Genomic DNA, 24,935 nt, shown 5'->3' on the forward strand with positions numbered 1-24,935 from the left:
GATCGCCTGTTGACAAAGGTCAAGGCGCGCGCGCCGTGCAATGGTTAGCAAGGCATCAGAGGTGAACGCTGATGCCAACTGAAACTGACGAAACCACCAAAAACTCCGCGGAGAAATCGATTGAACCCGCCGTCAACAAAGCGGAGGGGATCGATCGACAGAGGGATATCGCGACGATGAAGATCGCACCCGCCCCCGATGGATCACCGCATGATCCAATCACTGGACGAGCTGCAGATCATAGGGCTGGAGAGCGAATGCGTCGAAACCGTCGCTTGGCTGGGGGTGTCGCGATCATCGTTGCAATGGCCGGTTTAGGCTTCTGGTATCGGCAGCCGCTCCAAAATGCCCTATTCGGCCCCTCCCTCGCAGTTGACCACATCACGATCTCCGGCAATATCGAAGCACATCAGAGCGTCCTGAGTTTTACCCAAGTACAGGCTCCGATCATTGAGCTTCCTTTCGACGAAGGGGCGCGTGTCGAGGCCGGCACGGTGCTCGCACGGATCGACGACCGTCTTTATCGACAGCAGCTGGCAATAGACCACACCAATCTCAACGTCGCAATTGCCCAGGTCAGCGTCAACCAAAGTAATCTCTCGGCTGCCCAGCATAGCGTTGTGAGCGACACATTCGATCTTGCCGAGAAACAGCGCGACTTCGCTCGCGCGGAAACTCTGGCAAAGAGTGACGTTGTCTCGCAGCAGACACGAGATCTCGCATTGACCGCGCAACAGCAATCTTCAGCGCTTCTTGCGCACGATCAAGCCCTGGTCGGGGTGGCAGAAGCCAACGTCCGGCTCGCTACGGAAAGCGTCGCGACAGCTGAAGCGAGGATCAAGCTGGACGAAATGACTCTAGCCTACGCCACGCTTCGCGCCCCTTTCACCGGGGTTGTCGCCGTTCGCGAAGCCGAACTCGGTCAACTTGCCGCTCCGGGCGTCGCCATCCTCACACTTGATGACCTCGATCACATCTGGCTTCGCGCTTATGTGAACGGCCCCGATATTGGCAAGGTGCGGCTGGGTGAAGCGGTGGACGTCGTCACCGATACCTATCCTGCTAAAATCTATAAGGGCCGAATTAGCTTCATCTCCCCGCAGGCTGAGTTCACGCCGAAAACCGTCGAGACCCACGCCGAACGCATCACGCTTGTCTACCGGATCCGCATCGAGATCGACAACCCGACACATGAATTGCTGCCAGGCATGCCGGCCGATGCGACCATTTCTCTCCTGGCGTCAGGCCAATGATCGGCGCGGCAACCGACATCGCTGTCCACGTGCAGGGCCTCATTCGCCGTTTCGGTTCGCTGTCGGCCGTGAGTAGCGTCAACCTCGACATCGCGCGTGGCGAGATATTCGGGCTGGTTGGGCCGGACGGTGCCGGCAAGACCACCATCATGCGCGTGCTCGCCGGTGTGCTGCGTCCGAATGCAGGCACCGTCACCATCGAGGGTATCGACGTCGTTGCAATGCCGGAGCTGGCCAAATCGCAGATCAGCTATATGCCGCAGCGCTTCGGGCTTTATGAGGATCTGACCGTTGCCGAAAACATCTTCTTCTATGGGGAGCTGTTTTCCGTTCCGCGGGCGATCCGCCGAGAACGTACCGGGGCACTTGTGGATGCAGCCGGCCTTCGTGGCTTCGAACACCGTCTTGCCGGTCAGCTCTCCGGCGGCATGAAACAGAAACTGGGGCTCATATGCGCACTCATACACACCCCGAAAGTCCTGCTCCTCGACGAGCCCACAACTGGAGTCGATCCTGTCTCACGCCGGGACTTTTGGGCGATCCTTTATGGCCTGCGCGAAGAAGGCGTCACCATCATCCTTTCAACGGCATACATGGATGAGGCCGAGCGCTGTTCGCGCCTGGCGCTCGTCAGTGGCGGCGAAATACATCATTGCGACACGCCGGCGAAATTGAAACAAGCGATGCCGGGTGCCCTTCTTGCCGTCTCTGCCGACAATCCTCGCGCTGCACGCGATGCCTTGGTGGGCGCTCCTGGCGTTCTTGGCCTGCTTCTGATGGGAGACAGGGTCAATGTCCGGGTAGACGACGCCGACATGCGAGAACCCGAACTGCGTGAGCGGCTCGCCGGGCGCGCTATCCCCGTGATGGCGATCACGCCGGTCGAGCCGGCGATCGAGGATGTCTTCGTCGCACTTCTGGGCAAGGAGCGGCGGGATGGATAACATTGATCCGACACCATCGGCACCAACCGTCCAGATGCAGGGACTTACCAAACGGTTCGGCACATTTGTGGCCGTCGACGACCTTGATCTTACCATCACCAAGGGTGAAATCGTCGGATTCATCGGTCCGAACGGCGCGGGCAAATCGACGACGCTGCGCATGCTTTGCGGCCTGCTACGGCCGAGCGCCGGATCGGCATTCGTCGCGGGTTATGACGTTGCACGCCATCCTGAAGATGTTCGCGCGCATATAGGTTACATGTCGCAGAAATTCTCTCTTTATTCCGATCTTACGGTCAGGGAAAACCTGCGATTCTTCGGTGGGATGTATCACGTTCCCCGCCGGGAAATGGCCTCGCGAATGGCGCAGGCGATAGCCACCGCCGGCCTAGAAGGCCGTGAAGACGCTCTCGTCGCAACGTTGGCTGGTGGCTGGAAGCAGCGGCTGGCGCTCGGCTGCGCTATTCTGCACCGTCCGCCAGTCCTGTTTCTCGACGAGCCCACCTCGGGTGTCGAGCCTGAAGCACGGCGTCATTTTTGGGACATGATCCACAATCTGGCCGGTAGCGGCGTAACCATCCTCGTGTCGACGCACTACATGGACGAGGCCGAGTATTGCAACCGAATTGCGCTGATCAATGCGGGCAAACTGGTTGCTCTCGGAAGCCCGGGCGAACTGCGAGGGCGCGAACTCGGTGGCGAATTGTTCGAGATCTCCTGCAACATGTTGGGAGCCGGCCTTGCAAAGCTGCGGCAGGCCCCAGGCGTGATCGATGCAGCAATTTTTGAAGACAAATTGCATGTTTTGCTCCGCGATAGCGCCATGGCGATAGGTCTTCCCTTATTGCTTAGCCAAGGCGGCATCATCGCCGGCTCCCCCAATCGCATCTCGGCAAGTCTGGAGGACGTTTTCGTCCAGCTTGTCTCCCGCGGCCACGTCGAAGGCGCTCATCCATGAATGGACGTCGATTGTTCGCCATTGCCTACAAGGAGACACTGCAAGTCTGCCGTGATCCACGCAGTCTTGCGATAGCGTTGTTGATGCCGCTGTTGCAGATGGCGCTGCTCGGCTACGGCGTCAGCCTCGACATCAAAAACGTCTCCCTTTGCGTCTACGATCAGGAAAACAGTCAGACCAGCCGTGATCTCACCAGCCGTTTCGTAGCATCGGGATGGTTTGAAGCGGTCCACGCGCTCGACAGCGACCGCGCGATTCGACAGGCCATCGACCGCGGCACCTGCATCGGCGCGCTGGTCATTCCCGTAACCTTCACGAAGAGCATGAGCTCCGCCGGCAAGGCCAACATCCAAACGATATTCGACGGCACCGATGCTAATACCACGAATATAGCGACGGGTTATGCAAAAGGGGTGATTGCCGAGGCCTTGACCGATTTCAAAAGCCGATGGGCGCAAGCGCACGGCCTACAGCCTGACGCCATCGGCCAGATCGATCTGCAACTGCGTGTCTGGTTCAATGCCGGCCTGGAAAGTCGTAATTTTATCATTCCCGGCGTGGTGGCTGTCATCCTTGCCGCCGTCGGCGCTCAGCTGACCTCGCTCACCATATCGCGCGAGTGGGAAAGGGGTACGATGGAACAGCTTATCTCCACCCCTGTCACTGCATTCGAAGTCATGCTCGGGAAATTGGTTCCCTATTTTCTGATTGCACTGATCGACGCCGCCTTCTGTCTTCTGGTTACGATTTTCTGGTTTCAGGTACCGTTCGGGGGCAGCGTCACGACCTTGGTGATGACGACCGCGCTGTTTGCCGTCGTGGTGCTGGGGATCGGATACCTGTTGTCGGTTCGCATTCGCAGCCAGCTCGGCGCCAGCCAGATTGCATTAATCCTTACGATGCTGCCGACCACCATGTTATCCGGTTACACTTTCCCGATCGATCAGATGCCCGCACCCGTCCGCGCCGTGACTTTCCTCGTTTATGCCCGGTACTATGTCAGCATCCTTCGTTCCATATTTCTGAAGGGCAGCTCCCTAGCGGATCTGGCAGGCCCGCTTCTCGGGCTGGTGATCTTTGCAACCGTGATTGCCTATCTGGCCGCCATCGCCTTTCGCAAACGGTTGGATTAGCCATGCTCGAGCGCCTATACGTTATGCTGATGAAGGAGTTCATCGAACTCAAGCGCGATCGTTGGGCGATTTTCCGGCTGGTCGTCCCGCTGGTCCTCCAGGTGGTCATCTATGGATATGCCGCAACGTTTACCGTCAATCATGTGGCGACCGCCGTACTCGATCTGGATCGAAGCCAGGCGAGCCGCAATCTCATCTCCCATTTCGCGGCTGCGGGGCGTTTTGACATCGTCGACCGCACGGACGATGAACGCAGGATCACCCATGATATCGACACGGATCAAGCAACCGTCGCGGTTTTGATCCATCCCGGATTCGAGCAGGACCTGAACAATGGACGCTCCGCAGCTCTTGAAGTCGTGGTGGACGGCACCAATTCCAACACGGCACTGATCGCAGCCGGCTATGTCAGTCAGATCGTTGCCCAGTTTGAAGCAGAAAATTCCACAGACGACAGGCGCCCGGACACCCAAGTGGCACCTCGCACGGTCACCGTGTCGCTGCAAGAGCGCCCCTGGTTCAACGAGAGCCTGGACGATCGCTGGTTCTTCATTCCCGGCGTTATCGGCACGTTGACATTGATGCAGGTGATGAGCCTCACGGCGTTTGCGATCGTGCGTGAACGCGAAGTGGGAACACTCGAACAGGTCATGGTCAGCCCCATTCGCCCCTTCGAATTCATCCTGGGCAAAACCTTGCCGTTTTTCCTGATCGGCCTCGGCGACATCGCTCTCGTGGCGACGATCGGGGTGCTCTGGTTTCGCGTGCCATTTGTCGGAAGTCCCTGGATCATGCTTCTGGGCGCCTGTCTCTTCCTCTTGGCAGCACTCGGCCTCGGCCTTCTGTTGTCGGCTTTTTCGCGGACGCAACAGCAGGCCTTCGCGTTGAATTTCTTTCTGCTCAATCCATTGTTCATTCTTTCAGGATTTGCATTTCCGATCTCAGCCATGCCGAAAGTCCTGCAATGGCTGACCATCATCAATCCGCTGCGCTATTTCCTGGTCGTCATCCGCGCCGTGTTCCTCAAAGGAGCCGGTATCGATGTTCTCTGGCCCGATTTCGCCGCGATGGCAATCCTCGGAACTGGAATGCTGACACTGAGTGTGATGCGGTTTCGCAAGTCGCTCGATTAGCGCCCGCTTCGACCTATTCGGCGTTTTCTCCCGCGCGACGTCTCTGAACGGGAAGACGTCGAACACTATGAACCGCGAGTTTTGATGAGCGTCAATGAAGCGATGGGGATGGACCGGCTAACGTCAGTTACACTCAAGGGGTCAATTGACATGAACGCTCCGCTTAAAGATCGGGCTTCCGCAAGCCAAGATACAACGACGTCGACCTCGCCCTATTGGTCGAAGGCCGAAGACCTCCTGCTGCACGATCTCGGCTCACAGGCAAGGGGTCTTTCGCCCGAGGAGGCAGCGTCCCGGTTAAGGAACTACGGCCCGAACACCGTCGTCGCTACGACGCACACGAATGCGCTTCATATTCTGGCACGGCAATTTCTGAATCCCCTCGTTCTCATTCTTATCTTCGCCGCGACGGTATCTTCGCTGGTCGGGGAGATGCATGATGCCATCATCATAAGCCTCATCGTCCTTGCGAGCTGTCTGCTCGGCTTTTCTCAAGAGTACGGAGCGACGAAGGCGTTGGAGGCGCTGAAGAAAAGCATTTCGTTGTCCGCAACAGTTGTAAGGGGCGGAATAGAATCCCTCGTGCCGGCAAACACCATCGTCCCCGGCGACATCATCAAGCTTGCAGCTGGCAGTCTTGTTCCGGCCGATGGTGTGATCCTTTCGTCGCGTGACTTGAACGTCAGCGAGGCCACCCTGACGGGCGAGACCTTCCCGGTCGGCAAGCTTGCCGGTGTCTGTCCACCCGACGCTCCGATCGCCGCCAGGTCCAATTGCGTTTTCACCGGCACGTCGGTTCGCAGCGGCACGGCAACCGTCGTCGCTGTCGAAACAGGTGGACGCACCGAGTACGCGACCATCGCCGGCGCAATCGCGAAACAGATACCCGAAACGGATTTTTCACGAGGTATACGTCGCTTCGGCTATTTGATGACGCGCATCATGTTGGTGATCGTCATTACCGTCTTTGTTGCCAACCTGCTCCTGCACCGGCCGCTGATCGACTCACTGCTATTTTCTCTGGCGTTGGCTGTCGGGCTGACTCCTGAGCTTCTGCCTGCGATTATCAGCATGACACTCGCCCGCGGCGCGCGCGCCATGGCTGCCGGCGGCGTCATCATTCGTCGGCTCGACGCCATTGAAAATCTTGGGAGCATGAACCTTCTGTGCACCGACAAGACCGGCACGCTGACGGAAGGCATCATAAAACTCGACGATTGCGTCGATCCGGGCGGCAAGCGCTCGCAGCAGGTCCATTTACTCGCCGTTTTGAACGCATCGCTGCAGGCCGGCCTCAAAAACCCGCTCGACGATGCCATACTGGCATCCGGCGAAATTGGCGCAGATCTGAAAGCCTTTGTGAAGAAAGACGAGATTCCATACGATTTCATGCGCAAACGCCTATCGGTCATCGTCAACAGCGCCGGCCAGGATACGATGATGGTCTGCAAAGGTGCCGTCGCCAATATCCTTTCCGTCTGTACCTCCGTCAGGACAGGCGATGCTGTCGAGCCTCTCGATGACCGGTCGCGTGCGGCCGTCGACGCGCTTTATCGCAAATGGGGCGAGGATGGCATTCGCGTGATCGCAATCGCCACTCGGCGCTTCGCTCAAGACAAGGGATCTTATGACGTTGGCGACGAGCGCGAGCTCTGCCTCGAGGGCTTTCTCCTGTTTCTTGATCCGCCGAAGGCAGGCATCAAGGATGCGCTGGCAGGACTGAAACATCGCGGCATCGGTATCAAGATCATATCCGGCGACAATCGCTACATCGTCAAACACCTGGCCGACACGATCGGGCTGAGAACGAAACATGTTTTGACCGGCGGAGAGCTGGCATCGATGAGCAGCGATGCATTGTTCGCCCGTGCGCCCAAAACAGATCTGTTTGTCGAGATTGATCCCAACCAGAAAGAGCGCATTATCAAAGCGTTGCGGCGTTCCGGTCATGTGGTCGGTTATATGGGTGACGGTATCAACGACGCTCCAGCCCTCCACGACGCCGACGTCGGCATTTCTGTCGACGGCGCGGTCGATGTCGCCCGGGAGGCTGCTGATCTCGTGCTGTTGCAACAGGACCTCAACGTGCTGATCCGCGGCGTGGACGACGGTCGGCGAACCTTCGCCAACACCATGAAATACATATCGATCGCGACGAGCGCGAACTTCGGCAACATGATCAGCATGGCGATCGCCTCTCTATTCCTCCCGTTCCTGCCGCTGCTCGCCAAACAGATCTTGCTCAACAACCTGCTTGCGGACATTCCATCTATGGCAATCGCCACGGATAGGGTCGATCGACAGCAAGTGCAGCGTCCGAGGCGATGGGACATTCGTGGCATCCAACGATTTATGATCTTCTTTGGCCCGGTCAGCTCGTTGTTCGATTTCGTGACGTTCGGATTTCTGTTGTTTGTCGTGCACGTGACAACCAGTCAGTTCCGCACGGCCTGGTTTGTCGAATCACTCATTACGCAGCTCGTGACCATGCTGATCGTTCGCACGACCATGGCGGCATGGAAGGACAGGCCTGGTCCCCTACTCCTTTGGTCGACTGCGCTTATCACGCTCATCGCCCTCGTGTTGCCCTATTTTTCGCTGGTCGCGAGCATATTCGATTTCACACCGCTCCCCATTCCGTTGATGGGAGGGCTGATCGCGATCTCGGTAATCTACGCGGCGACGCTTGAGCTGGTGAAACGAATTTATTTCCGCCGGGGATGATGGTGTCGGCAGTATGGTAAAGCCCATTTTCATATCCGGTCAGCTTGCCCTGGGCACCAATACCGCTGCACCGACAAGACGCCCGGCGCGCAGATCGGCGAGCGCCTCATTGGCCCTCTCGAGTGGATAGGCCGTGGTGTGGGTTCGCACGCCGGCGCTCTGGGCAATCGGAAAAAACTCAGCTGCGTCCGCGCGTGTCAAATTGGCGACCGAGACAAGCTCGCGTTCCCCCCATAGAACAGCGTAGGGCATGGACGGTATGTCGCTCATGTGAATTCCGCCGCACACGACTACCCCGCCCTTGCGAATAGCCTTGAGCGCTGTCGGCACCAGATCGCCTGCGGGTGCAAAGATGATGGCTGCGTCGAGCAGAATTGGAGCGTTCTCTTCCGACGAGCCGGCCCATACCGCGCCCAGCTCCAGCGCAAACTGTTGCGCTGCATGGTCGCCGCTGCGCGTAAACGCATAGACGTCACGCCCCTGCCAGATGCAGATCTGGGTCAGGATATGCGCGGCGGCACCAAAGCCGAAGAGACCGATGCTCTTGCCATTGCCGGCCTTCTTGAGCGAACGCCAGCCAATCAATCCGGCACACAGAAGTGGCGCGAGCGATACCGGATCGGCGTCCGCATCGAGATCGAACGCAAAGGCTGCGTCGGCCACAACATGCGTCGCGAAACCGCCGTCGCGGGTGTAGCCGGTGAATTGCGGCCGGTCACATAGGTTCTCAGCCTTCATTTGACAGAAAGAACATGTTCCGCATGTGTGGCCAAGCCAGGGAACGCCGACGCGGCGACCAAGTTTGGCGCTTTCGATGCCGGAGCCCACAGCATCGACAATACCCACGATCTCATGACCCGGTACGAGCGGAAGCTTTGGATTGTCGAGGTCACCGTCTACAACATGAAGATCAGTACGACAGACGGCGCAGGCCTCAACCTTGATCCTCAGCTCGCCTGGGCCAGGCCTTGGATTATCACGTTCGACAAATTCCAGCGGTTTCCCGATTTGTCGAAGAACCATCGCTTTCATGGCTGAAGCCCATCCAAATTGGGGCTCGTTTCGAAGCTCAATGTCGGAAGAAGAAGCCGAGAAACGGCGCGTCCATCTGCGTTTCAAGCAACCTTTTCCGCCACTGGATCACTCCGGCGAGCAGTTTGATCTACCACCCTTCTCCTCCCACACAAATGCTGCCTCGGCTTTGACCCGGATCAACGCGCGCATAGCAAGAACGTGAAAACGTCCAAAGACAGGCCAAATTGTATGGCACGCCAGGAGGGCATCGGTGCAAAAGCTATTGCTGATCATATTGATCGTCATGATTGCCACGATCATCGGCATTCTATGGGTGGAGCCGATCGCCGGTACCGGGCGACAGGCGGCGCTTGAGAAATCGGCAACGCAATGACCATCCTGAAAAAATTTCGAGGTTCGAAGGCGGCGACATCGCGCCAGATCCCGAAAGAAATAGTTCTGCCCCGGACGCTCTACGGTTTCGTCTTTCGAGTATCGGGATGGCATCAGCTTGCCGTCGCAATGCTGTCCATCGTGCTCTTTACGGCAGGAACCATACCGCTGGAGATACAGCGACGCATCGTGAATGCAGCAACAGAGAATGGTTCCTATAGAACGATCGCTATTCTAGTGCTGATATACGTCCTTTTGGCTCTGATCGAGGGAGCCGTGAAACTTGGGCTCAATATCTACAGCAGTTGGATCGGAGAAGCGGCCGTCCGATGGCTCCGTCTCCAAGTATTCGAGGCATCACAAACATCGTTGACGGACGGCACCATGATGGCCAGCGAAGGTGTCCAGCTCTCGATCATCCTGGCCGAAGCCGAGCCTGTCGGTGGCTTCGTTGGCACGAGTGTCTCGGAGCCTTTGTTGCAGATCGGCATATTAACAGCTGTTTGCGGCTATCTGGTTTATCTGCAGCCACTCATGACGATCATCGTCGTCACGATCTTTCTTCCGCAAAGTGGCTTCGTCCCGATCATGCAGGCAGCGATCAACCGGCGCGTCGGGAAAAGGATCGGCATCATGCGCAACGTCAGCGAGGATATCGTCCAAATGGGGCAAGCAATTGACACAAACGGCCTTCAGGCGTCGCGTATCGGAGGTGTCTTCCGCATCAACATGAGCATCTACAAAATCAAGTTCACGATGAATTTCATGATGAACCTGATGACCCAGATGGGTTACGCAGGAATCTTCGCGATGGGCGGGTATTTCGTGGTCAGCGGGAAGACCGAAATCGGGACTGTCGTCGCCTTCGTATCCGGCCTGTCAAAAATAAACGACCCATGGGGCGATCTCGTCAACTGGTATCGCGATCTGCGTGTGACACAGGTGAAGTATGGCCTCATATACAATTCCGCTCAGGTTGGCACCGCTATAGCGGGCGAATTACCAGGCTCTACCCCATTTCCAGCGGCTCGCTCCTGAGACTTGAAAATGGCTCGTTGCCTCCGCAGGTGATCTCGGACACCGGGATCAGGATATTGCGGAAAGTGGCAAACCTGTATCTGGATTGATCGGTCGAGCAGCCGTGCTGCAAACTGCACTTCTCGCCGATGTTGATCGGGGATCTCGCGTCCGACCAGTTCTGTCTGAGACAGCTGCCGCAACCGCGCAGCGAACGTGTTCGCGTGTATATTGAGAGAAAAATCGATGATGCACAGCGATAGCGTGCCTGAGGAGGTCCCCGATATCGATAGGGACCGTATTCCCCGCCTGTGTGTCTTAGAAATTCGGCCGATGGCTGTGAAGATTGCAGTGCCTGATGTGGATGACCTGAAGATCGATAGGGCGTCAGGCTTCGTCAGAAGCCTGGGCTCGGGCATTCAGCCACGGCAAACGAGCTGTCACATCGTTGGAAGGAACGGCCGACAGATGGAGCACCCGACGAGTTCGCAGATTTTGCGTATTCGAGGGAGACCCATCTGGTGGACGGAAGTTCGAAGTCTCGGATAGGCTCCTGGCCAATCTCGGCGCACGGGGGCGCTGACGCTTGATCACAATAATCGGGCTACGTATTGACATTATCCAATCCCTTGAATGTCGTCAGAAGTCAAAAGCCATTACCCTTTGTCGGGGGAATATAGGGATCGGGGTAGCCGAGCTTAGGCTTGGCAGCACCGTTACCCGTGTTGGTCGACGACTGTTGGCTCGGTTCTTTTGGTTTGTCGGAGCCGCTGGATTGGTACGCGTAGGCACCGAACATAGCACCTGCTATCACGGCGATCAGCAAAGCTGCACGCATGTTCTTCTCCTTGTCACGAATCTATCGTCCTGAAGCCACAGCAAACAATGAGATTTCCGCTGAGCATTCGTCATTAATTGATAGGCGATCTTGGGACTTGGGGCCTTGATATACATCAACAGGCCAAAGTTCGGCGTCGTTGGGTGAAGCGAGTAAGCCTCGTGTGCGCAAAGCCTCGTCATTTGATGACCGAAATATACAAGATCCGCTCTTCTGCAGCGGCGCGGATGAGAGCTTCCCTGACCGCTTCCGGGGGGATGACGTCATGCAAGGCATCTAGGCATGCCCTGATCGCCACGACATATTCCTCGCCATCGTCGGTTGGCCAGTCCGAGATTAAAGTTACCGCCGCATCCCAAACGGTTTTGACGACCCTGCATTTCTCACCGGAGCGCACGACAAGCCTCAGCGCGGGAAACTGATGCGATGTATGCCATTTCATAGCGCATGGTCTCCACAGCGCGATAACATCAGCAACCACGCAATGGCGGGCAAATCCCAGCGGAATGGTTGCGCATGTCATGCTTAGCAAGGCGCTTGAACGGACACTTTGACATGTCTCAATGAGGTGCAAGGCCGGCGATAGCATTCAGATCGGCGACGGATGGCCCGCATTGACTGAACACAAGATTGTTGAGGCACGGTGATCCTGTCGACGTCCGCACTTGCTGTTGTCTGGCGGCGTATCGCCACCTCGTCTGAGGTCAAACCATATGTCTTGAGATCGAGGGCCGTGAATGGTCGCAACACACGCCATCAAGCCTACGCTTGTACGATCGAATGGCCAATGCGACGACGCAGTCCAGCATCTGAATAGATTGGATATTTATTGTCTCGGCGCCGGCGGAATCCGATCGATGTGAACGGAGCATTTTGCATGGTGGACAATGTGATCGACCGTCGATCCAAAGACATGATCGAGAATGTCGGGCTCGTGAGCGGCCACGACAATCAGATCGGCCTTCACGTCGGCGGCAATCGCCAGGACTGCGTCGGCGGCACGGCCGGTGGAAACATGGACGGGCGCCGGCATTGGAAGCTTCCTGCAAAGCTGCGAGAGCTTTTCTTCCGCCTCGCTGATGATAGAGACAGCCCGATCATCCGGTCCTTGCATGCCAAGAGACGGAAAACGCTCGACGGAGTGAGCGAGATGCAAGGTGCCATCGGCATCGAGAAGCGCGTGGGCAGTACGCAGGAGATGCTCGGCCCTCTCCTTCGATCCAGGACCAATGGCACAGACGATTGTCTTATACATGCCCCCACCTCTCAAAAGAGATCCTTACCGCCCGTGCCGACAAATTCGGTTCGAAATCCGCGCGCGCGCGCCTGCTTCAGAAACCGGTCCGCACTCAGTATGTCCACCTTGAAGCTGCCGCCCAGAGATTGGCCGAGAGGATAGCACAATTCGTCGCGAACCCACGCTTGGGCGCAAGGCGACAGGACCGTAATCTCCCATTCGTCGCTGTCTGCTCGGTCGAGGCGAAAGTCGCAGTCCTGGTGGTGCGGGAGGGGATATCCTGCACCTGCAAGCAGAGCCTCCCCCGTTCGTGTGCAATCCGTGCTCATGATTTTGCATCCTCTCTTAATGTCGAAGGCGGATCAGCTGATGGACAGCTGATCATCGAGCGTGTGGACGCCGGGAGCCGACCATGCGGCACGTTCCGCCGCACGACGCTCGGACAAGGTCCTGACGTTGCCCTTCAAGGTGACTTTGCCATCGGAAACATCGACCCGGATTGCCTGGGCTTCTAATTCCGCGTCGCGTTCCAGCGCATTTTCAATGCGCCTCTTGACGTCGTCGGCGCTGATGCCGGGAACGACATCTATGAGATTGGAGACGCCGACGACTCCGGCGAGATCCCTGACAGCGGCAGTGGCAGCATTCTTTTGGTACTGCCATTCCACCTTGCCGGTAAGCGTGACGACGCCCTTGCATACGCGGATCTGCACCATTTGCTTTGGAATGGAGATATTCCAGTCCACCATTTTGACAGCGCGACGGGCAATGTCGTCGTCGTCGGTGCGCCTTGGACCCAGGATTCGAACGTCCATTTCCTGGGCTATGGCGCGGACGCCTTTGACGCGTCTCACGGCCTTCTCGGCAGCATCCTTTTCCGCATATGTGCCAACATGTCCGGTGAGAGTGACGATGCCGTCGCGTGCGACGACACCAATATCGGCCGCATCCACTCTCGGCTCGAATTCCAGTTCATCCAGAATATTCTGTCTGAGAGCGATGTCGTCCATGGCCGTCTCCAATGAAAGAACGCAAGGGGCAAAACACCTTCAACTGGCGGCTTTTCCTTGGGTTCGGTTGTGTTTTGACCGGCGTTTTGACCGATCGGCTAAATCTCTTCCTTCCGCTGGACAGGTCGTTCCCGTCCTTCGGTTCTTGAACCATGCTCCAATGCGTGACCCTAATGCCGTCCTGGCTTCGGTCACAGAGTGGCGTTCGGCTCCCGGTTTCCCATTCTCCTTTAAGAGCGCAGCCCAGTTCTACCGGGCTCGCTAGCCGGCCATCAGGACAACCGGGATATCGTCGACGTGCCTTCCATGTTGCTTTCGCCGCGCGGCTCGTAAGCGCGCTGATCACGCAGGATCTGGAAGGCGATCGTCAAAAGCTTACGCGCGATGGCCACACGCGCCTTGTTGGTTCCTCTGATCTTCAGATGCTCGTATTGGGCCCGCAGCTGTGGATCGCTGGCGATGGCAGGAGAAACCGCCTCGACGAACGCCCAGCGCAGCCACTTGTTGCCCTGCCGGATGATCTTGCCGTGGAAGGTCTTGCCGCCGGAGGAATAGGTCGACGGCACCAGGCCGGCATAAGCGGCAAGCTTCTTCGGATTGCGGAAGCGGTTAATATCATCGATCTCCGCATCGATCAGCCTTGCAAAGAACTCGCCGATGCCGGGGATGGTCTTCAACAGTTTGACGTTGGCATTGGCCTTGGTCATCGCCCGGATCGTTGCTTCCGACTGCTTGATCCGCACGTCGATGTCGCCGATGAAGGCGAGGCCGCGGTCAATCTGGATGCGGTCGATCTCCGAGACCTTCACCTGCGCCAGCTGGGTGCGGCCGGCCTTGCCGAACAGGTCGCCCAGCTTCTTCAACTGTGCCGTCTGCTCCGGGTAGCGATCAAACACCGTCACGATGCGGTTCTTCGTCATCGTCCGCAGCCGCACGTAAAACATCCGCTCGCGCAGCGCGACGCGAAGGTCTCGCGACCTCTCGCTTGGTGCCCAGGCCTCCGGCACCAGGTCAGCTCTGAGCAGATGTGCCAGCACCGTCGCATCGATCTTGTCGGTCTTGATCTTGGCATCGGCGATCGCCTTCACCTTCAACGGATGGGCGAGAACGACATCATCACAAATGTCGTCGAGCCAGTCGTAGATCACCATCCAGTTGCGCGTCGCCTCGACAACCGCATGGCTGTTTTCTCGGTAGCGTTCGAGAAACCCGCCCAGCGACTGGCGGTCGTTCTTCACCCGACCGGATCTGAGCGTCTTGCCGCCCGAATCCTGGACCACAAGGTGGCTGTAGGATTTGTGGTAGTCGACGCCGATATGGTATTCATAAGTGGCAGTCATGCTTCCAACTCCCTTGTTGAGATTTTCCGAACCCCAATAAGGTAAGCCGAAAGGCGGGAAGTGTGACTGTCCCTCCATCATCACCTGCATCTCAGTGATCCGTTCTCTCAGCGGGCGCGGCCTCTTTCATGCCATCTCCTTAAAACTCTATTGACTGAAGAAGCATAGGCCGAGCGAGGATCGCTTCATTGATCAAGGTCAACCAGCCGTGACACGCGAAAGGCGATCAAAAAAGAAGTTCGATACTTGGCAGAGAGGGAGCCGGCCACATTGCGACGGATCAATGTCTGTTCCGAGGAATCCGGCTTCAATGAGCCGATTGGTTGAGCCGCATATCCGCTACAGGCAGCCACCGGAGCAAAACATGCCATTCGTCGGAGTGATCAGCATTCTCACATCCTCGCTAAAGATCGAAGGGGCATTATTGGTGCTGACCGCAGCATCTGGGCTTCTCGCAGGCCTGACCCTTCTATCGATCGACAGCGTTGCGCTTGCCTCTCTTATCTGGACTTTCGCTACCTTGCCGATCCTGGCTACATTGCTACTGCAGGCTTTCCGTTCCTTGCGGCGCGGCGATTTTGGGCTGGATATCTTGGCCGCTCTGTCAATGGCATTCGCGCTCTTCTTTGGTGAGTATCTGGCCGCCAATGTCGTAGCCCTGATGTATGCGGGCGGACAGATGTTGGAAGGATATGCATCCGGCCGCGCCGCTCGTGAAATGGCAGCCCTTGTCGGACGAGTGGCACGAACTGCATTTCGTTATTCTGGCGACCAATTGGAACTGATACAGATCGAGGCGATCGGCGCAGGCGATCGCATCATGATTCGCCAAGGCGAAGTTCTGCCCGTTGATGGCATTCTCCTGTCTCCCCGAGCTGTCCTCGATGAGTCAGCGTTGACGGGCGAGGCGCTGCCCGTGGATCATCTGACCGGCGAAGAGGTTCTAAGCGGGAGCGCATCGATAGGTCCTGTGTTTACCCTCAAGGCACTGCGCCCCGCGTCTGAGAGCACCTACGCTGCGGTCGTGCGCCTCGTCGAGACGGCGCGGAACAGCAAGGCGCCCATGACACGCCTCGCCGACCGCTATGGCTTGGTATTTCTGCTCATGGCGGTGACGATAGCGTCGTCGTCTTGGCTGTTGTCCGACGATCCGCGGCGCGCCTTGGCGGTACTGGTCATAGCGACGCCATGTCCGCTTATCCTGGCGGTCCCGGTCGCGCTTATGTCGGGCATCTCGCGCTGCGCCTCGATCGGCTGCCTGGTAAAAGACGGTGGCGCTCTTGAAGCTCTCAGCCGAGTGCGGGTTGCCGTGCTCGACAAGACCGGCACGCTCACACACGGTAGGGCACAAATCCTGGCCGTTCACTCTAGCGAGTGGATTGATGAAAACGAGTTGTTGCGTCTTGCCGCTTCAGTTGATCAAGCCTCGAGCCATGTCATGGCGGCCGCGCTGATTGCAGAAGCGCAGGCGCGCCATCTGACACTCTCGCCGCCGACCGACGTCGAAGAGATCGGTGGAACCGGGCTCGAAGGAACGGTCGACGGACGCCGAGTTGTGGTCGGCGGCGACCGGTTTGTGAAAAGTCGAAGCTCTGAGCGCCCATCCTACACCGTTGAAGGTCATCATCGCGCCGGCGAGGTTGTTGTGACGGTCGCGATCGACGGTATGGTTGCAGGAAGTATCATCATGGCCGATCCGGTGCGTGCGGAAGCGGTGGGCGTTCTGCAGCGATTGCGCAGCGCTGGAATCGAGAAAATCATTCTTGCTTCCGGCGATCGTTTGGATGTTGCCTCGCATGTCGGCAGCATACTTGGCATTGAACGGGTGCTCGGCGAACAGACGCCCGCTTCGAAAGTTGACGCTGTCGTTGCGGCGAGAAGCTTCGGCCCGGTCATGATGGTGGGGGATGGCGTCAACGATGCTCCGGCGCTGGCGGCCGCGGACGTGGGTGTTGCCTTAGGCGCACGCGGAGCAGCAGCGTCTTCGGAGGCGGCATCCGTCGTCCTGCTCGTCGATCGGCTCGATCCTCTGGCAAATGCGCTGGTCGTCGCACGCCGGACCGTTACGATCGCGCGCGAAAGCATCATGGTGGGGCTTGGCCTCTCGGTCGCCGGCATGATCGCCGCAGCGTTTGGATATCTGCCGCCGCTGCATGGGGCTCTGCTGCAGGAAGCCATCGACGTCGCGGTCATCTTGAATGCATTGCGCGTTTTGGGATTATCGTCTGAATTGGAGAATGGTTCATCCAGGCACCGCAGGAATACCGAGGCAAGACCAGCCTCCAATACACAGTTGTCCTAAGAGATAAATCGCCTGACTAACACTTTCGGGTGGCCGGAAGATTCCTTGCATCATTGATACCGATCAATGCCGCTGCAACGATTGTTGGCAAACTGTTTCATGCAAACAACCCATGAAGGAACAAGCCAATGCTCAGAGCCAAGCGCGATAGCCTCGGCGGTGCAGCTTCTAGAGCCATCCCCTCCCTCGGCGATGTAGAAGGCCGCATGATGATCCTCGAACTCATCGCGCTGACGGCGCTCACTCGGCTGATAGGCCTTCATGACGTCGGCGAGAGAGGCGATCTCATGAAAGCGATGCGGCACGCCATCGATCGAAAATGCCATGATGCCAGATTGTGCGGAACCGACACTGAGTCCGCCGAGAAATATGCGGAAGGTTTGCTGGCTTGCGCACAAGAACAAGCGATCGATCTGGAGAAAACCCGAAAACATGCCTGCTGATCGCTCGGAAGATCGAGCGGCTCGGGGAACGCCTGATGTTCATTTCGCCGCGCTACAGCCTCCGTAAGCACAACTGTAACAGGAATATCCGTAGAAACCAGGGATGAGAGCAATGCAAGCGAAGGACATCATGACACGGAACGTCATCACGGCAACGCCGAGAATGAATGTTCGAAATGCGGCATTGCTGATGCGCGCCAATGACATCAGCGGCTTGCCGATAATAGATGACGATGGCAAGGTTTGTGGCATGCTGACCGAAGGGGATCTCATGCGACGCTTTGGCAATAATTGCGCGTCGGCTGTGAATGGCACCCTGAAGCATGAGGATCAGCATGGTTTGAACGCTTATATTCAAATGTACGGCTGGTCGGTCGGCGAGGCCATGAGCCACGACGTTATAAGCGTCACCCCCGATACGGATGTCGGGCGGATTGGCGGCCTGATGTTATCTCACAAGATAAAACGAGTCCCGGTCATCAATGACCATCGCCTTGTCGGTATCGTCAGTCGGAGCGATCTGCTCAACCTGATCATTGACGCGCCTGTTCAAAATGTCGCCATTGGTGACGATGCCCTGAGGCTCGCCATCAGAACCCGGTTGGTAACCGATCTTGGGATCGGGAGCGACAGGGTCGATGTCACCGTTAAAGACGGACAGGTGGAGGTGCGCGGAAACCTCGATTCCGATATCCAACGTCAGGCGATCCGGATACTTGTGGAGAACATTCGAGGTGTCGGCGGATATGTTGATCGGACAATAGTCTCGCCTTCGAACGTTGTCAGCTTCTCAGCTACGCCCGACGATGGCCGATGACACAGGAACTCACCACTGTTGGACAAACCTCGTGGCGTTCGTGCATATCGGGTCGGCTGGCTCGCCTGCGCGAGCACCCGCTCGCCAGCGTCGGGCCGGGTCTCATTACCGGCGTTGCCGACGATGACCCGAGCGGCATCGCGACTTACTCGCAGGCAGGCGCGCAGTTTGGCCTGAACATGCTTTGGACCATGCCGGTGTCGTTTCCGATGATGGCTGTCGTCCAGGCAACTTGCGCGCGGATCGGGCGTGTGACTGGGCGGGGCTTGGCTGCAAACATAAAGGAAACCTTCCCGCCCTTCGTGCTCTATGCCGTGGTGTTCTCGCTTCTGATCGCCAATATTCTTAATATTGCCGCAGATGTTGCGGCCATGGGTGAAGTCGCGGAGTTAGTCACAGGTTTCAACCGGCATCTGATGACGATGTTCTTCGTCTTCGGGACGCTCGCGCTTCAGGTCTTCATTCCATACCACCGCTACGTCGCGTTCCTGAAGTGGCTGACAGTTTCGCTCCTGGCCTATGCGGCCGTCCTTTTCACCGTCCATATCGACTGGCAGCAGGTCGCCTTGAGAACCATCTGGCCGACCATCACCCCGACACCAGCCTACGCCGCTGTGGTCGTCGGCGTCTTCGGGACCACAATCAGCCCCTATCTTTTCTTCTGGCAAGCATCTGAGGAGGTGGAGGATATGAACGCGCAGCCCGATGCGACGGCGTTGTCCAAAGACAATGCGTCAGCCCCCAAAGAGCTCCGACGGATTGGCTGGGATACCTGGAGCGGCATGCTCTACTCCAACCTCACGGCTTTTTTCATCATACTGGCAACCGCCGTGACGCTGAATGTCGCCGGCATCACGCAGATCGACACGGCCGCGCAAGCGGCAAGTGCGCTGCGGCCACTGGCCGGACCGTTTGCCGCTCTTATCTTCGCGCTCGGAATTTTAGGTGTCGGCCTCATCGGCGTGCCTGTTCTCGCAGGTTCCGCCGGTTATGCACTTGCAGAGGCCATGGGATGGAAATTCGGACTGGAGCGCACTCCCAATGATGCCCGAGGCTTCTACGGTGTGATCGCCATAAGTGTGCTGCTGGCTCTGGTCATTCAGTATTCGCCGATCAATCCGATGAGCGCACTGTTCTGGAGCGCCGTCATAAATGGGCTGCTAGCGGTTCCCCTGATTGCCGTCATTCTATTGTTGGCGGCAAACCCAAAGGTCATGGGTCCGTACACGATAGGGATATTGGCAGCATGCATCGGCTGGGCCACGGTCGCATTGATGGCGGTCGCAGCCGTAATGATGTTCGTCTCATAGCAGCCGTCCCGCGATTCTTCCGCTGTGGTCATTTGAAGTTGCCGCACTGCTTTCAAGCAAGCGGTCGGTTGTCGCGCAAACAAAGCTTGCCGATGACCTCAACTAATCCTGCTCATTTGATGTCGATCAAAGCATAGCCATCCTGCACGCCATAACTTTCTCGCCATAGATCAATCACCCCTATCGGCAACCACAAGCCAAATCATCGCCCGGAGACGACCATGCTCATTCAAGAAATCATGAACGCGCCAGCTATCACCGTAAGCCCCAAGACATCTGTTGTGGACGCGGCCACAATTATGCTCGACCGTCACGTCAGCGGTCTTCCGGTCGTCGATGCCGGCGGACAGCTTGTTGGTATTGTCAGCGAAGGCGATTTCCTTCGCCGCGGGGAATTGCAGACGGAGCGCAAGCGATCCTGGCTGCTCGAGTTTCTGACCAGCCCCGGCAAGCTTGCTGATGAGTATGTTCTTTCGCATGGCCGTAGCGTTGGAGAAGTGATGACGTCGGAAGTTGTCACTATTGCCCCCAAAGCCGCGCTCACCGATGCCGTCGATCTGATGGAGAAGCATGGGATCAAGCGATTGCCCGTCGTCGTACAAGGCAAAGTGATCGGCATCGTCTGCCGATCGGATCTGTTACGGGCATTGGCCAACATACTGCCAAAGGAGAAGGCGCAGGCCAGCGACGATCAGATCGCCGACGCGGTCATTGCGGAACTGTCGCATCAGAGCTGGAGCCAGAATGGCTTCATAAAGGTGAGCGTTCAGAACGGCGTTGTCGAACTATCCGGTAGTATCTTCGACGAACGAGAACGACTGGCTGCCAAGGTTGCGGCGGAGAACGTGCCAGGCGTCAAGTCTGTTACCGATCAGATCGCATGGATCGACCCCTATCTTGGCGTTGCAATGCCGGCGCCGACTGAAACAGTCTGAACCGTGCAATCTCTATCGGCGTAAGGGAGGACGGCGGGGCGGGTGGCGATCGATTAGCTCGAACCCCGTCCCGACCGTTTAGTCGCTATTCGGGCGCCTAGTGCGACCAGAACCTATTTGTTCATGACGACTGGGATCTTGCGGCAATGGTGGGCGCGCGTGGCAAGGCCTATCTCTCCCATAATTCTCGAGGTTGACCTAAGTCAAAGCGAGGTCCGCTCAGGCAAACTAGAAAACGTCAAGACCAATACGCAAACGGCCTGGACCGACGCATGAGTGACATCACATTCGCCAAAGCTTTCGAACGAAATGCCCGGTCTTCTGAACCGGCGGAAGGCAAGGCAGCAATGGCAATCACCGCGAAGCCTCCGCCTTTCGTCCAATCCTTCATTCCTCATTTCGGACTTGTCGAGGAGCTGAACAAACCCATGGTTTCGCTCAGCCGGAGGCGCACGAACAACACACCCACCGACAAGGGGTAACGTGATGACCAGCGCTTTCTTCGACCTAGGAGCAATACCCGAAGCCGGACAAGAGCCTGATACCGAGGTCGCCAAAGTCTCGACCCGATCGGGATCTACGGAGGTCCCATCGCGAAGGATAGTTCCCGCCAAGCTGTCACTGGCTGCGCTCGTGCAGACCCTGTCAGCCCTTCTCTGGATTCCCCAGGCTGCCTTGCTTGCCAGCGGGATAGGTGTGATCGCCGACAGACATAGCATACCCGCCATGGCGATACCGGCCCTGCTCATCTTTCTTCTTGGCGCGCTCCGCGCTGGGCTGGATGCGCTCGGCGGACGCTTGGCCTTTAAAGCAGCGCGCACCGAACTAACCCTTCGGCGCAACATTGCGGCGACAGCCCTTGCCGCCCGCTCACCATTGGACAGTAACCGTGCGGCATCCGGTTTTGCCGCCAGTCTCATCGCCGAGCAGGCCGAAACCATCGTGCCCTACCTTGCCCGCTTCCGTCCCGCAAAGCTGAAGGCGAGTGCGGTACCACTTGTCATTCTTATCTGCGTTGCGCCGGTTTCCTGGATAGCCGCATTTATTCTGCTCTTCACGGCGCCTTTGATCCCGGTATTCATGGCCCTGATCGGTTGGCGCGCCAAGGCGGCAAGCGAGAAACAACTGACCGAGGCCGGCGGGCTCAATGCCTTCCTGCTCGACCGGCTGCGCGGGCTTGCCACCATTCGCGCACTCGGCGCTGTCGACCGTACCGCCTTGCGGCTACGGGCCGATGCCGAACAGCTCAGAATAAGAACCATGGCGGTGCTCAAAATTGCCTTTCTATCCTCCGCGGTACTGGAGCTTTTCGCCGCGCTGGGCGTTGCCGCAGTAGCCGTATATGTCGGCTTCAGCCTGCTCGGCGCGATCGATGTCGGCACATGGTCCGGACGGTTGAGCCTGACCCAGGGCCTATTCATTCTCTTGCTGGCTCCGAGCTTCTTCGAGCCGTTGCGCGAACTGTCGGCAGTCTGGCACGACCGGGCGGCCGGAGAAGCGGCGCTGGAGGCGCTCGACGCACTGTCCGGTACTGGTATGGTTATGTCGGGCTGGCGCGACGAGAAGGCGATGGAAACCGGCCGAGATCGTCCATTGCCGACAATCAACATCCGTGGCCTTTGTTTCCGGCATAGTCCCGACCTTGCGCCTGTTTTTGATGATCTCAGCCTCGCAATCGCAGCTGGCGAACACGTGGCGCTCCTGGGAGCAAGCGGTGCGGGCAAGACAACGATGCTGTCGTTGATCGCGGGTCTGGCCCCTCCACAGAGCGGTACGATCCATGTCGGCGCAGAGCGGCTTGATGACGAGTCCGCCGCGACACTGCGCGCCCGGATGGCCTGGATCGGGCAACGGCCGCATATTTTTGCCGGCACGATGAACAGCAACGTCACGCTCGGCCGCCCCGAAGTCAGTCCATATGACGTACGACAAGCAATCGATCTTGCCTCTCTCCGGCGGATCGCAATTCAGCGCGGCGGGGCGCCGATCGGCGAAGGTGGGGCGGGGCTGTCCGGAGGCGAGGCCCTACGGCTGGCGATTGCCCGCGCTGCCGCGACCCCGCATGCCGACATCATCCTCGCGGACGAGCCGACCGCTCATCTCGACGCAGAAACCGCGCGCGATGTCACCGACGCATTGTTGGTCGTTGCGCATGGACGGACGCTTGTTGTTGCCACCCATGACCCGGTTCTGGCCGCAAGGATGGACCGGATCATCCATATTGACGCATCGACCCGGGAGAAAGCGGCATGACATCGACATTCTCCGCCCTCTATCCCGTATTGCGCCTTTTCCTGGCAGCGCGCGGGCGCGCATTGCTTCTCGGCGCACTCTTGTCAGCCCTGACCGTGTTCGCCGGCATCGCACTCCTCGGGCTCTCAGGCTGGTTCATCACGGCGGCGTCGCTCGCTGGCCTGACGGCGACAGCCATCACCTTCGACGTCTTCGCTCCATCGGCCGGCATCAGGCTACTGGCGATCCTTCGCACCGCTGCACGGTATGGCGAACGGCTGACCACCCATGATGCGACACTCGGCGTGCTTGCCGCGTTGCGTGAAAATCTTTTTCGCGGTTGGGCGGAACCCAATGCGGCAACGATGTTGATGCGCCGGCCAGCCAAGCTGCTTTTCCGGCTGACGGCGGATATCGATGCGCTCGATTCCCTCTATTTGCGCGTCCTAGTGCCGGCCGCCGTCGCTATCGTCTCGGGCCTGGCGGTCAGCATCGCGCTGATGCTTCTGTCGGTTCCGTTCGGTCTGCTCGCCGGCCTGTGGTTGCTCGCTGCCGGTCTCTGCATTCCAATCATTGCGGGACGCTTGGCACTGAAACCGGCGCGGCGGCGCGCACATGCGATCGAGGCGCTCCGCTCGCGCGCTGTCGATCTCGTCGCCGGACAGACTGAACTCGTTATGGCCGGCAGATTGCAGGCCCAATGCTCAGCGATCGCTGCCGCCGATCGGCGCCTGCGCGAGGCAGACGACAGACTGAACCGGATCGAAAGCGGAGTAACAGTGGGGTTTGGCCTCGCCTCCGCAGCGCTGCTGTCCGGCAGTTTGCTTATAGTCGCCTCGCTGGCCGAACGCGGCATTATCGGTGCACCGGTTGCCGCACTCGGCCTACTGATTGCCCTCGCGACGCTCGAACCCTTTGCAGCACTGCGCCGTGGGGCGCTGGAACTCGGCCGTACCGTGCTTGCCGCCCGCCGCCTTTCACCTCGCCTGGTACAGACTGCTCACCCCCTTGCACATCTGATGCCGCCAGAAGGCCTGGCCGTCCGGGTCTCCGGTGTCTCCGCCCGATATGACGGAGCGGCGATGGCTTCGCTTGAGGATATCACGCTTTCTCTGGCATTGGGCGAGCATCTCGCGGTGATCGGCCCGAGCGGAGCCGGAAAATCAACCCTCTTTGCCATTCTCGCCGGCGAACTCGGCACCGAAAGAGGCACGGTCGAAACCGTAACGGCCGCGATGCTGACCCAGCGCACGGAGCTGTTCCAAGACAGTCTGCGAGATAACTTGCGTCTTGCTGCTCCGGATGCAAACGACGAGATGCTCTACACCGCGCTTGCGGATGCCGGCCTCCTTGAAGATGCACTGGCCCTGCGGAAAGGCATCGACACGCGCCTGGGTGAAGGCGGCCTTGGTCTGTCCGGCGGACAATCCCGTCGCCTGGCGCTTGCCCGTCTGTTCCTGCGCGGCGCCAAACTCTGGCTGCTCGATGAGCCGACCGAAGGTCTCGACCGCGAAACCGGACGGGATGTCATGCGGCGCCTTGCCGGTCACGGTTGCGGCCGGTCGCTCGTAATCGCCACCCATATTCGCCGTGAGGCAGAGATCGCCGACAGGATCGTCGTTCTCGACAACGGCCGCATCGTCGCGACCGCGCGGCGAGGAGAACCCAAATTCGACGCAGCGCTCGCCCGGCTGAGGCAGGACTGAGACGTCTGATCGATCAATCATAACCGAGGCCGTTCAAGGCTAAGGTGCATCAACCACCCTTTGAGGCGTTGGAGAAAGACTATGGAACTTGATATCGTGGTGCTATCGCGTCTGCAGTTTGCCATGACGGCGCTGTATCACTTCTTGTTCGTGCCGCTGACACTCGGCCTGTCCGTGCTGCTTGCCATCATGGAAA

At 58.3% G+C, this 24,935-nt stretch carries 24 protein-coding genes; 17 read left to right on the forward strand and 7 right to left on the reverse strand.

The features are described 5' to 3' along the window. The first annotated feature begins 71 nt into the window (after positions 1-71). From GA0061101_RS34700 to mgtA, 6 genes are all read left to right on the forward strand, one after another. Entirely contained in the window at positions 72-1,253 is a 1,182-nt protein-coding gene (locus GA0061101_RS34700; protein ID WP_208865051.1) for an HlyD family secretion protein, read from the forward strand. Beyond that, on the forward strand, positions 1,250-2,197 hold the full coding sequence (locus GA0061101_RS34705) for an ABC transporter ATP-binding protein (RefSeq protein WP_092577006.1): 948 nt from the start codon (positions 1,250-1,252) through the stop codon (positions 2,195-2,197). Before GA0061101_RS34700 ends, GA0061101_RS34705 begins: the two co-directional genes overlap by 4 nt. Next, complete coding sequence (locus tag GA0061101_RS34710; RefSeq protein ID WP_092577008.1) at positions 2,190-3,155, forward strand: ABC transporter ATP-binding protein; 966 nt, start codon at positions 2,190-2,192, stop codon at positions 3,153-3,155. Before GA0061101_RS34705 ends, GA0061101_RS34710 begins: the two co-directional genes overlap by 8 nt. Continuing rightward, complete coding sequence (locus GA0061101_RS34715; protein WP_092577011.1) at positions 3,152-4,288, forward strand: ABC transporter permease; 1,137 nt, start codon at positions 3,152-3,154, stop codon at positions 4,286-4,288. The genes GA0061101_RS34710 and GA0061101_RS34715 overlap by 4 nt, the downstream gene beginning before the upstream one ends. Positions 4,289-4,290: 2 nt before the next feature. Continuing rightward, entirely contained in the window at positions 4,291-5,421 is a 1,131-nt protein-coding gene (locus tag GA0061101_RS34720; protein ID WP_047562077.1) for an ABC transporter permease, read from the forward strand. Between the two features lie 150 nt (positions 5,422-5,571). Further along, the gene (gene mgtA / locus GA0061101_RS34725) at positions 5,572-8,145 is read left to right on the forward strand and encodes a magnesium-translocating P-type ATPase (protein WP_092577014.1); all 2,574 of its coding nucleotides are present in this window, start codon (positions 5,572-5,574) and stop codon (positions 8,143-8,145) included. Between the two features lie 39 nt (positions 8,146-8,184). Here the strand turns inward: mgtA and GA0061101_RS34730 are convergent, their stop codons facing one another. Then, the gene (locus tag GA0061101_RS34730; RefSeq protein WP_047562079.1) at positions 8,185-9,177 is read right to left on the reverse strand and encodes a zinc-dependent alcohol dehydrogenase family protein; all 993 of its coding nucleotides are present in this window, start codon (positions 9,175-9,177) and stop codon (positions 8,185-8,187) included. A 253-nt stretch (positions 9,178-9,430) separates the two neighbouring features. On the opposite strand from GA0061101_RS34730, the gene GA0061101_RS40850 reads away from it, so the two are divergent. After that, entirely contained in the window at positions 9,431-9,553 is a 123-nt protein-coding gene (locus GA0061101_RS40850; protein WP_280518139.1) for a hypothetical protein, read from the forward strand. Then, a complete protein-coding gene (locus GA0061101_RS34735) occupies positions 9,550-10,590 on the forward strand; it encodes an ABC transporter transmembrane domain-containing protein (RefSeq protein ID WP_342587934.1) in 1,041 nt (346 codons plus the stop codon). Before GA0061101_RS40850 ends, GA0061101_RS34735 begins: the two co-directional genes overlap by 4 nt. A gap of 625 nt (positions 10,591-11,215) precedes the next feature. Here GA0061101_RS34735 and GA0061101_RS34745 read toward each other — a convergent pair. The 6 genes from GA0061101_RS34745 to GA0061101_RS34770 all read right to left on the reverse strand — a co-directional run bounded on the left by GA0061101_RS34745 (position 11,216) and on the right by GA0061101_RS34770 (position 14,994). Continuing rightward, positions 11,216-11,407, reverse strand: coding sequence for a hypothetical protein (locus tag GA0061101_RS34745; protein WP_037201044.1), 192 nt, complete (start codon positions 11,405-11,407; stop codon positions 11,216-11,218). Positions 11,408-11,585: 178 nt separating this feature from the next. Next, positions 11,586-11,849: a DUF982 domain-containing protein gene (locus GA0061101_RS34750; RefSeq protein ID WP_092577017.1), complete on the reverse strand. Its 264-nt coding sequence runs from the start codon at positions 11,847-11,849 to the stop codon at positions 11,586-11,588. Between the two features lie 384 nt (positions 11,850-12,233). Continuing rightward, entirely contained in the window at positions 12,234-12,662 is a 429-nt protein-coding gene (locus tag GA0061101_RS34755; protein ID WP_037201039.1) for a universal stress protein, read from the reverse strand. An 11-nt stretch (positions 12,663-12,673) separates the two neighbouring features. Next, the gene (locus GA0061101_RS34760) at positions 12,674-12,973 is read right to left on the reverse strand and encodes a hypothetical protein (protein ID WP_037201038.1); all 300 of its coding nucleotides are present in this window, start codon (positions 12,971-12,973) and stop codon (positions 12,674-12,676) included. Between the two features lie 33 nt (positions 12,974-13,006). Continuing rightward, positions 13,007-13,654 carry a BON domain-containing protein gene (locus GA0061101_RS34765; protein WP_037201037.1) on the reverse strand — a complete coding sequence of 216 codons (648 nt, stop codon included), beginning with the start codon at positions 13,652-13,654 and terminating at the stop codon, positions 13,007-13,009. Positions 13,655-13,926: 272 nt separating this feature from the next. Next, positions 13,927-14,994: an IS110 family RNA-guided transposase gene (locus GA0061101_RS34770; RefSeq protein WP_092577019.1), complete on the reverse strand. Its 1,068-nt coding sequence runs from the start codon at positions 14,992-14,994 to the stop codon at positions 13,927-13,929. Positions 14,995-15,358: 364 nt separating this feature from the next. Between GA0061101_RS34770 and GA0061101_RS34775 the strand changes: the two genes are divergently transcribed. The 9 genes from GA0061101_RS34775 to GA0061101_RS34815 all read left to right on the forward strand — a co-directional run. Further along, positions 15,359-17,296 carry a heavy metal translocating P-type ATPase gene (locus GA0061101_RS34775; RefSeq protein WP_092577022.1) on the forward strand — a complete coding sequence of 646 codons (1,938 nt, stop codon included), beginning with the start codon at positions 15,359-15,361 and terminating at the stop codon, positions 17,294-17,296. 128 nt (positions 17,297-17,424) lie between these two features. Beyond that, on the forward strand, positions 17,425-17,739 hold the full coding sequence (locus tag GA0061101_RS39095; protein WP_167669630.1) for a hypothetical protein: 315 nt from the start codon (positions 17,425-17,427) through the stop codon (positions 17,737-17,739). 112 nt (positions 17,740-17,851) lie between these two features. Next, positions 17,852-18,556: a CBS domain-containing protein gene (locus GA0061101_RS34785; RefSeq protein WP_037201034.1), complete on the forward strand. Its 705-nt coding sequence runs from the start codon at positions 17,852-17,854 to the stop codon at positions 18,554-18,556. Next, on the forward strand, positions 18,553-19,866 hold the full coding sequence (locus GA0061101_RS34790) for an NRAMP family divalent metal transporter (protein WP_051964300.1): 1,314 nt from the start codon (positions 18,553-18,555) through the stop codon (positions 19,864-19,866). Before GA0061101_RS34785 ends, GA0061101_RS34790 begins: the two co-directional genes overlap by 4 nt. A 221-nt stretch (positions 19,867-20,087) precedes the next feature. After that, positions 20,088-20,801, forward strand: coding sequence for a CBS domain-containing protein (locus GA0061101_RS34795; RefSeq protein WP_092577024.1), 714 nt, complete (start codon positions 20,088-20,090; stop codon positions 20,799-20,801). A 272-nt stretch (positions 20,802-21,073) separates the two neighbouring features. Beyond that, positions 21,074-21,283: a hypothetical protein gene (locus GA0061101_RS34800; protein ID WP_092577026.1), complete on the forward strand. Its 210-nt coding sequence runs from the start codon at positions 21,074-21,076 to the stop codon at positions 21,281-21,283. Between the two features lie 4 nt (positions 21,284-21,287). After that, a complete protein-coding gene (gene cydD / locus GA0061101_RS34805; protein ID WP_037201060.1) occupies positions 21,288-23,054 on the forward strand; it encodes a thiol reductant ABC exporter subunit CydD in 1,767 nt (588 codons plus the stop codon). Next, positions 23,051-24,739 (forward strand): thiol reductant ABC exporter subunit CydC, encoded by a 1,689-nt coding sequence (gene cydC, locus GA0061101_RS34810; protein WP_092577028.1) that lies wholly within the window; start codon positions 23,051-23,053, stop codon positions 24,737-24,739. Before cydD ends, cydC begins: the two co-directional genes overlap by 4 nt. Positions 24,740-24,820: 81 nt before the next feature. Further along, the coding region (locus tag GA0061101_RS34815) for a cytochrome ubiquinol oxidase subunit I (RefSeq protein WP_141694156.1) at positions 24,821-24,935 on the forward strand (115 nt) is incomplete at its 3' end.

Origin of the sequence: Martinezella lusitana (genome assembly GCF_900094565.1) — a bacterium.
GTDB classification, from domain to species: Bacteria; Pseudomonadota; Alphaproteobacteria; order Rhizobiales; family Rhizobiaceae; genus Rhizobium; species Rhizobium lusitanum.

What these genes read in the sequence shown, in the direction of transcription:
- GA0061101_RS34700 (WP_208865051.1), top strand. Translation starts at nt 72, where the DNA reads ATGCCAACTGAAACTGACGAAACCACCAAAAACTCCGCGGAGAAATCG.
- GA0061101_RS34705 (WP_092577006.1), top strand. Translation starts at nt 1,250, where the DNA reads ATGATCGGCGCGGCAACCGACATCGCTGTCCACGTGCAGGGCCTCATT.
- GA0061101_RS34710 (WP_092577008.1), top strand. Translation starts at nt 2,190, where the DNA reads ATGGATAACATTGATCCGACACCATCGGCACCAACCGTCCAGATGCAG.
- GA0061101_RS34715 (WP_092577011.1), top strand. Translation starts at nt 3,152, where the DNA reads ATGAATGGACGTCGATTGTTCGCCATTGCCTACAAGGAGACACTGCAA.
- GA0061101_RS34720 (WP_047562077.1), top strand. Translation starts at nt 4,291, where the DNA reads ATGCTCGAGCGCCTATACGTTATGCTGATGAAGGAGTTCATCGAACTC.
- mgtA (WP_092577014.1), top strand. Translation starts at nt 5,572, where the DNA reads ATGAACGCTCCGCTTAAAGATCGGGCTTCCGCAAGCCAAGATACAACG.
- GA0061101_RS34730 (WP_047562079.1), bottom strand. Translation starts at nt 9,177, where the DNA reads ATGAAAGCGATGGTTCTTCGACAAATCGGGAAACCGCTGGAATTTGTC.
- GA0061101_RS34735 (WP_342587934.1), top strand. Translation starts at nt 9,550, where the DNA reads ATGACCATCCTGAAAAAATTTCGAGGTTCGAAGGCGGCGACATCGCGC.
- GA0061101_RS34745 (WP_037201044.1), bottom strand. Translation starts at nt 11,407, where the DNA reads ATGCGTGCAGCTTTGCTGATCGCCGTGATAGCAGGTGCTATGTTCGGT.
- GA0061101_RS34750 (WP_092577017.1), bottom strand. Translation starts at nt 11,849, where the DNA reads ATGAAATGGCATACATCGCATCAGTTTCCCGCGCTGAGGCTTGTCGTG.
- GA0061101_RS34755 (WP_037201039.1), bottom strand. Translation starts at nt 12,662, where the DNA reads ATGTATAAGACAATCGTCTGTGCCATTGGTCCTGGATCGAAGGAGAGG.
- GA0061101_RS34760 (WP_037201038.1), bottom strand. Translation starts at nt 12,973, where the DNA reads ATGAGCACGGATTGCACACGAACGGGGGAGGCTCTGCTTGCAGGTGCA.
- GA0061101_RS34765 (WP_037201037.1), bottom strand. Translation starts at nt 13,654, where the DNA reads ATGGACGACATCGCTCTCAGACAGAATATTCTGGATGAACTGGAATTC.
- GA0061101_RS34770 (WP_092577019.1), bottom strand. Translation starts at nt 14,994, where the DNA reads ATGACTGCCACTTATGAATACCATATCGGCGTCGACTACCACAAATCC.
- GA0061101_RS34775 (WP_092577022.1), top strand. Translation starts at nt 15,359, where the DNA reads ATGCCATTCGTCGGAGTGATCAGCATTCTCACATCCTCGCTAAAGATC.
- GA0061101_RS39095 (WP_167669630.1), top strand. Translation starts at nt 17,425, where the DNA reads ATGCTCAGAGCCAAGCGCGATAGCCTCGGCGGTGCAGCTTCTAGAGCC.
- GA0061101_RS34785 (WP_037201034.1), top strand. Translation starts at nt 17,852, where the DNA reads ATGCAAGCGAAGGACATCATGACACGGAACGTCATCACGGCAACGCCG.
- GA0061101_RS34790 (WP_051964300.1), top strand. Translation starts at nt 18,553, where the DNA reads ATGACACAGGAACTCACCACTGTTGGACAAACCTCGTGGCGTTCGTGC.
- GA0061101_RS34795 (WP_092577024.1), top strand. Translation starts at nt 20,088, where the DNA reads ATGCTCATTCAAGAAATCATGAACGCGCCAGCTATCACCGTAAGCCCC.
- GA0061101_RS34800 (WP_092577026.1), top strand. Translation starts at nt 21,074, where the DNA reads ATGAGTGACATCACATTCGCCAAAGCTTTCGAACGAAATGCCCGGTCT.
- cydD (WP_037201060.1), top strand. Translation starts at nt 21,288, where the DNA reads ATGACCAGCGCTTTCTTCGACCTAGGAGCAATACCCGAAGCCGGACAA.
- cydC (WP_092577028.1), top strand. Translation starts at nt 23,051, where the DNA reads ATGACATCGACATTCTCCGCCCTCTATCCCGTATTGCGCCTTTTCCTG.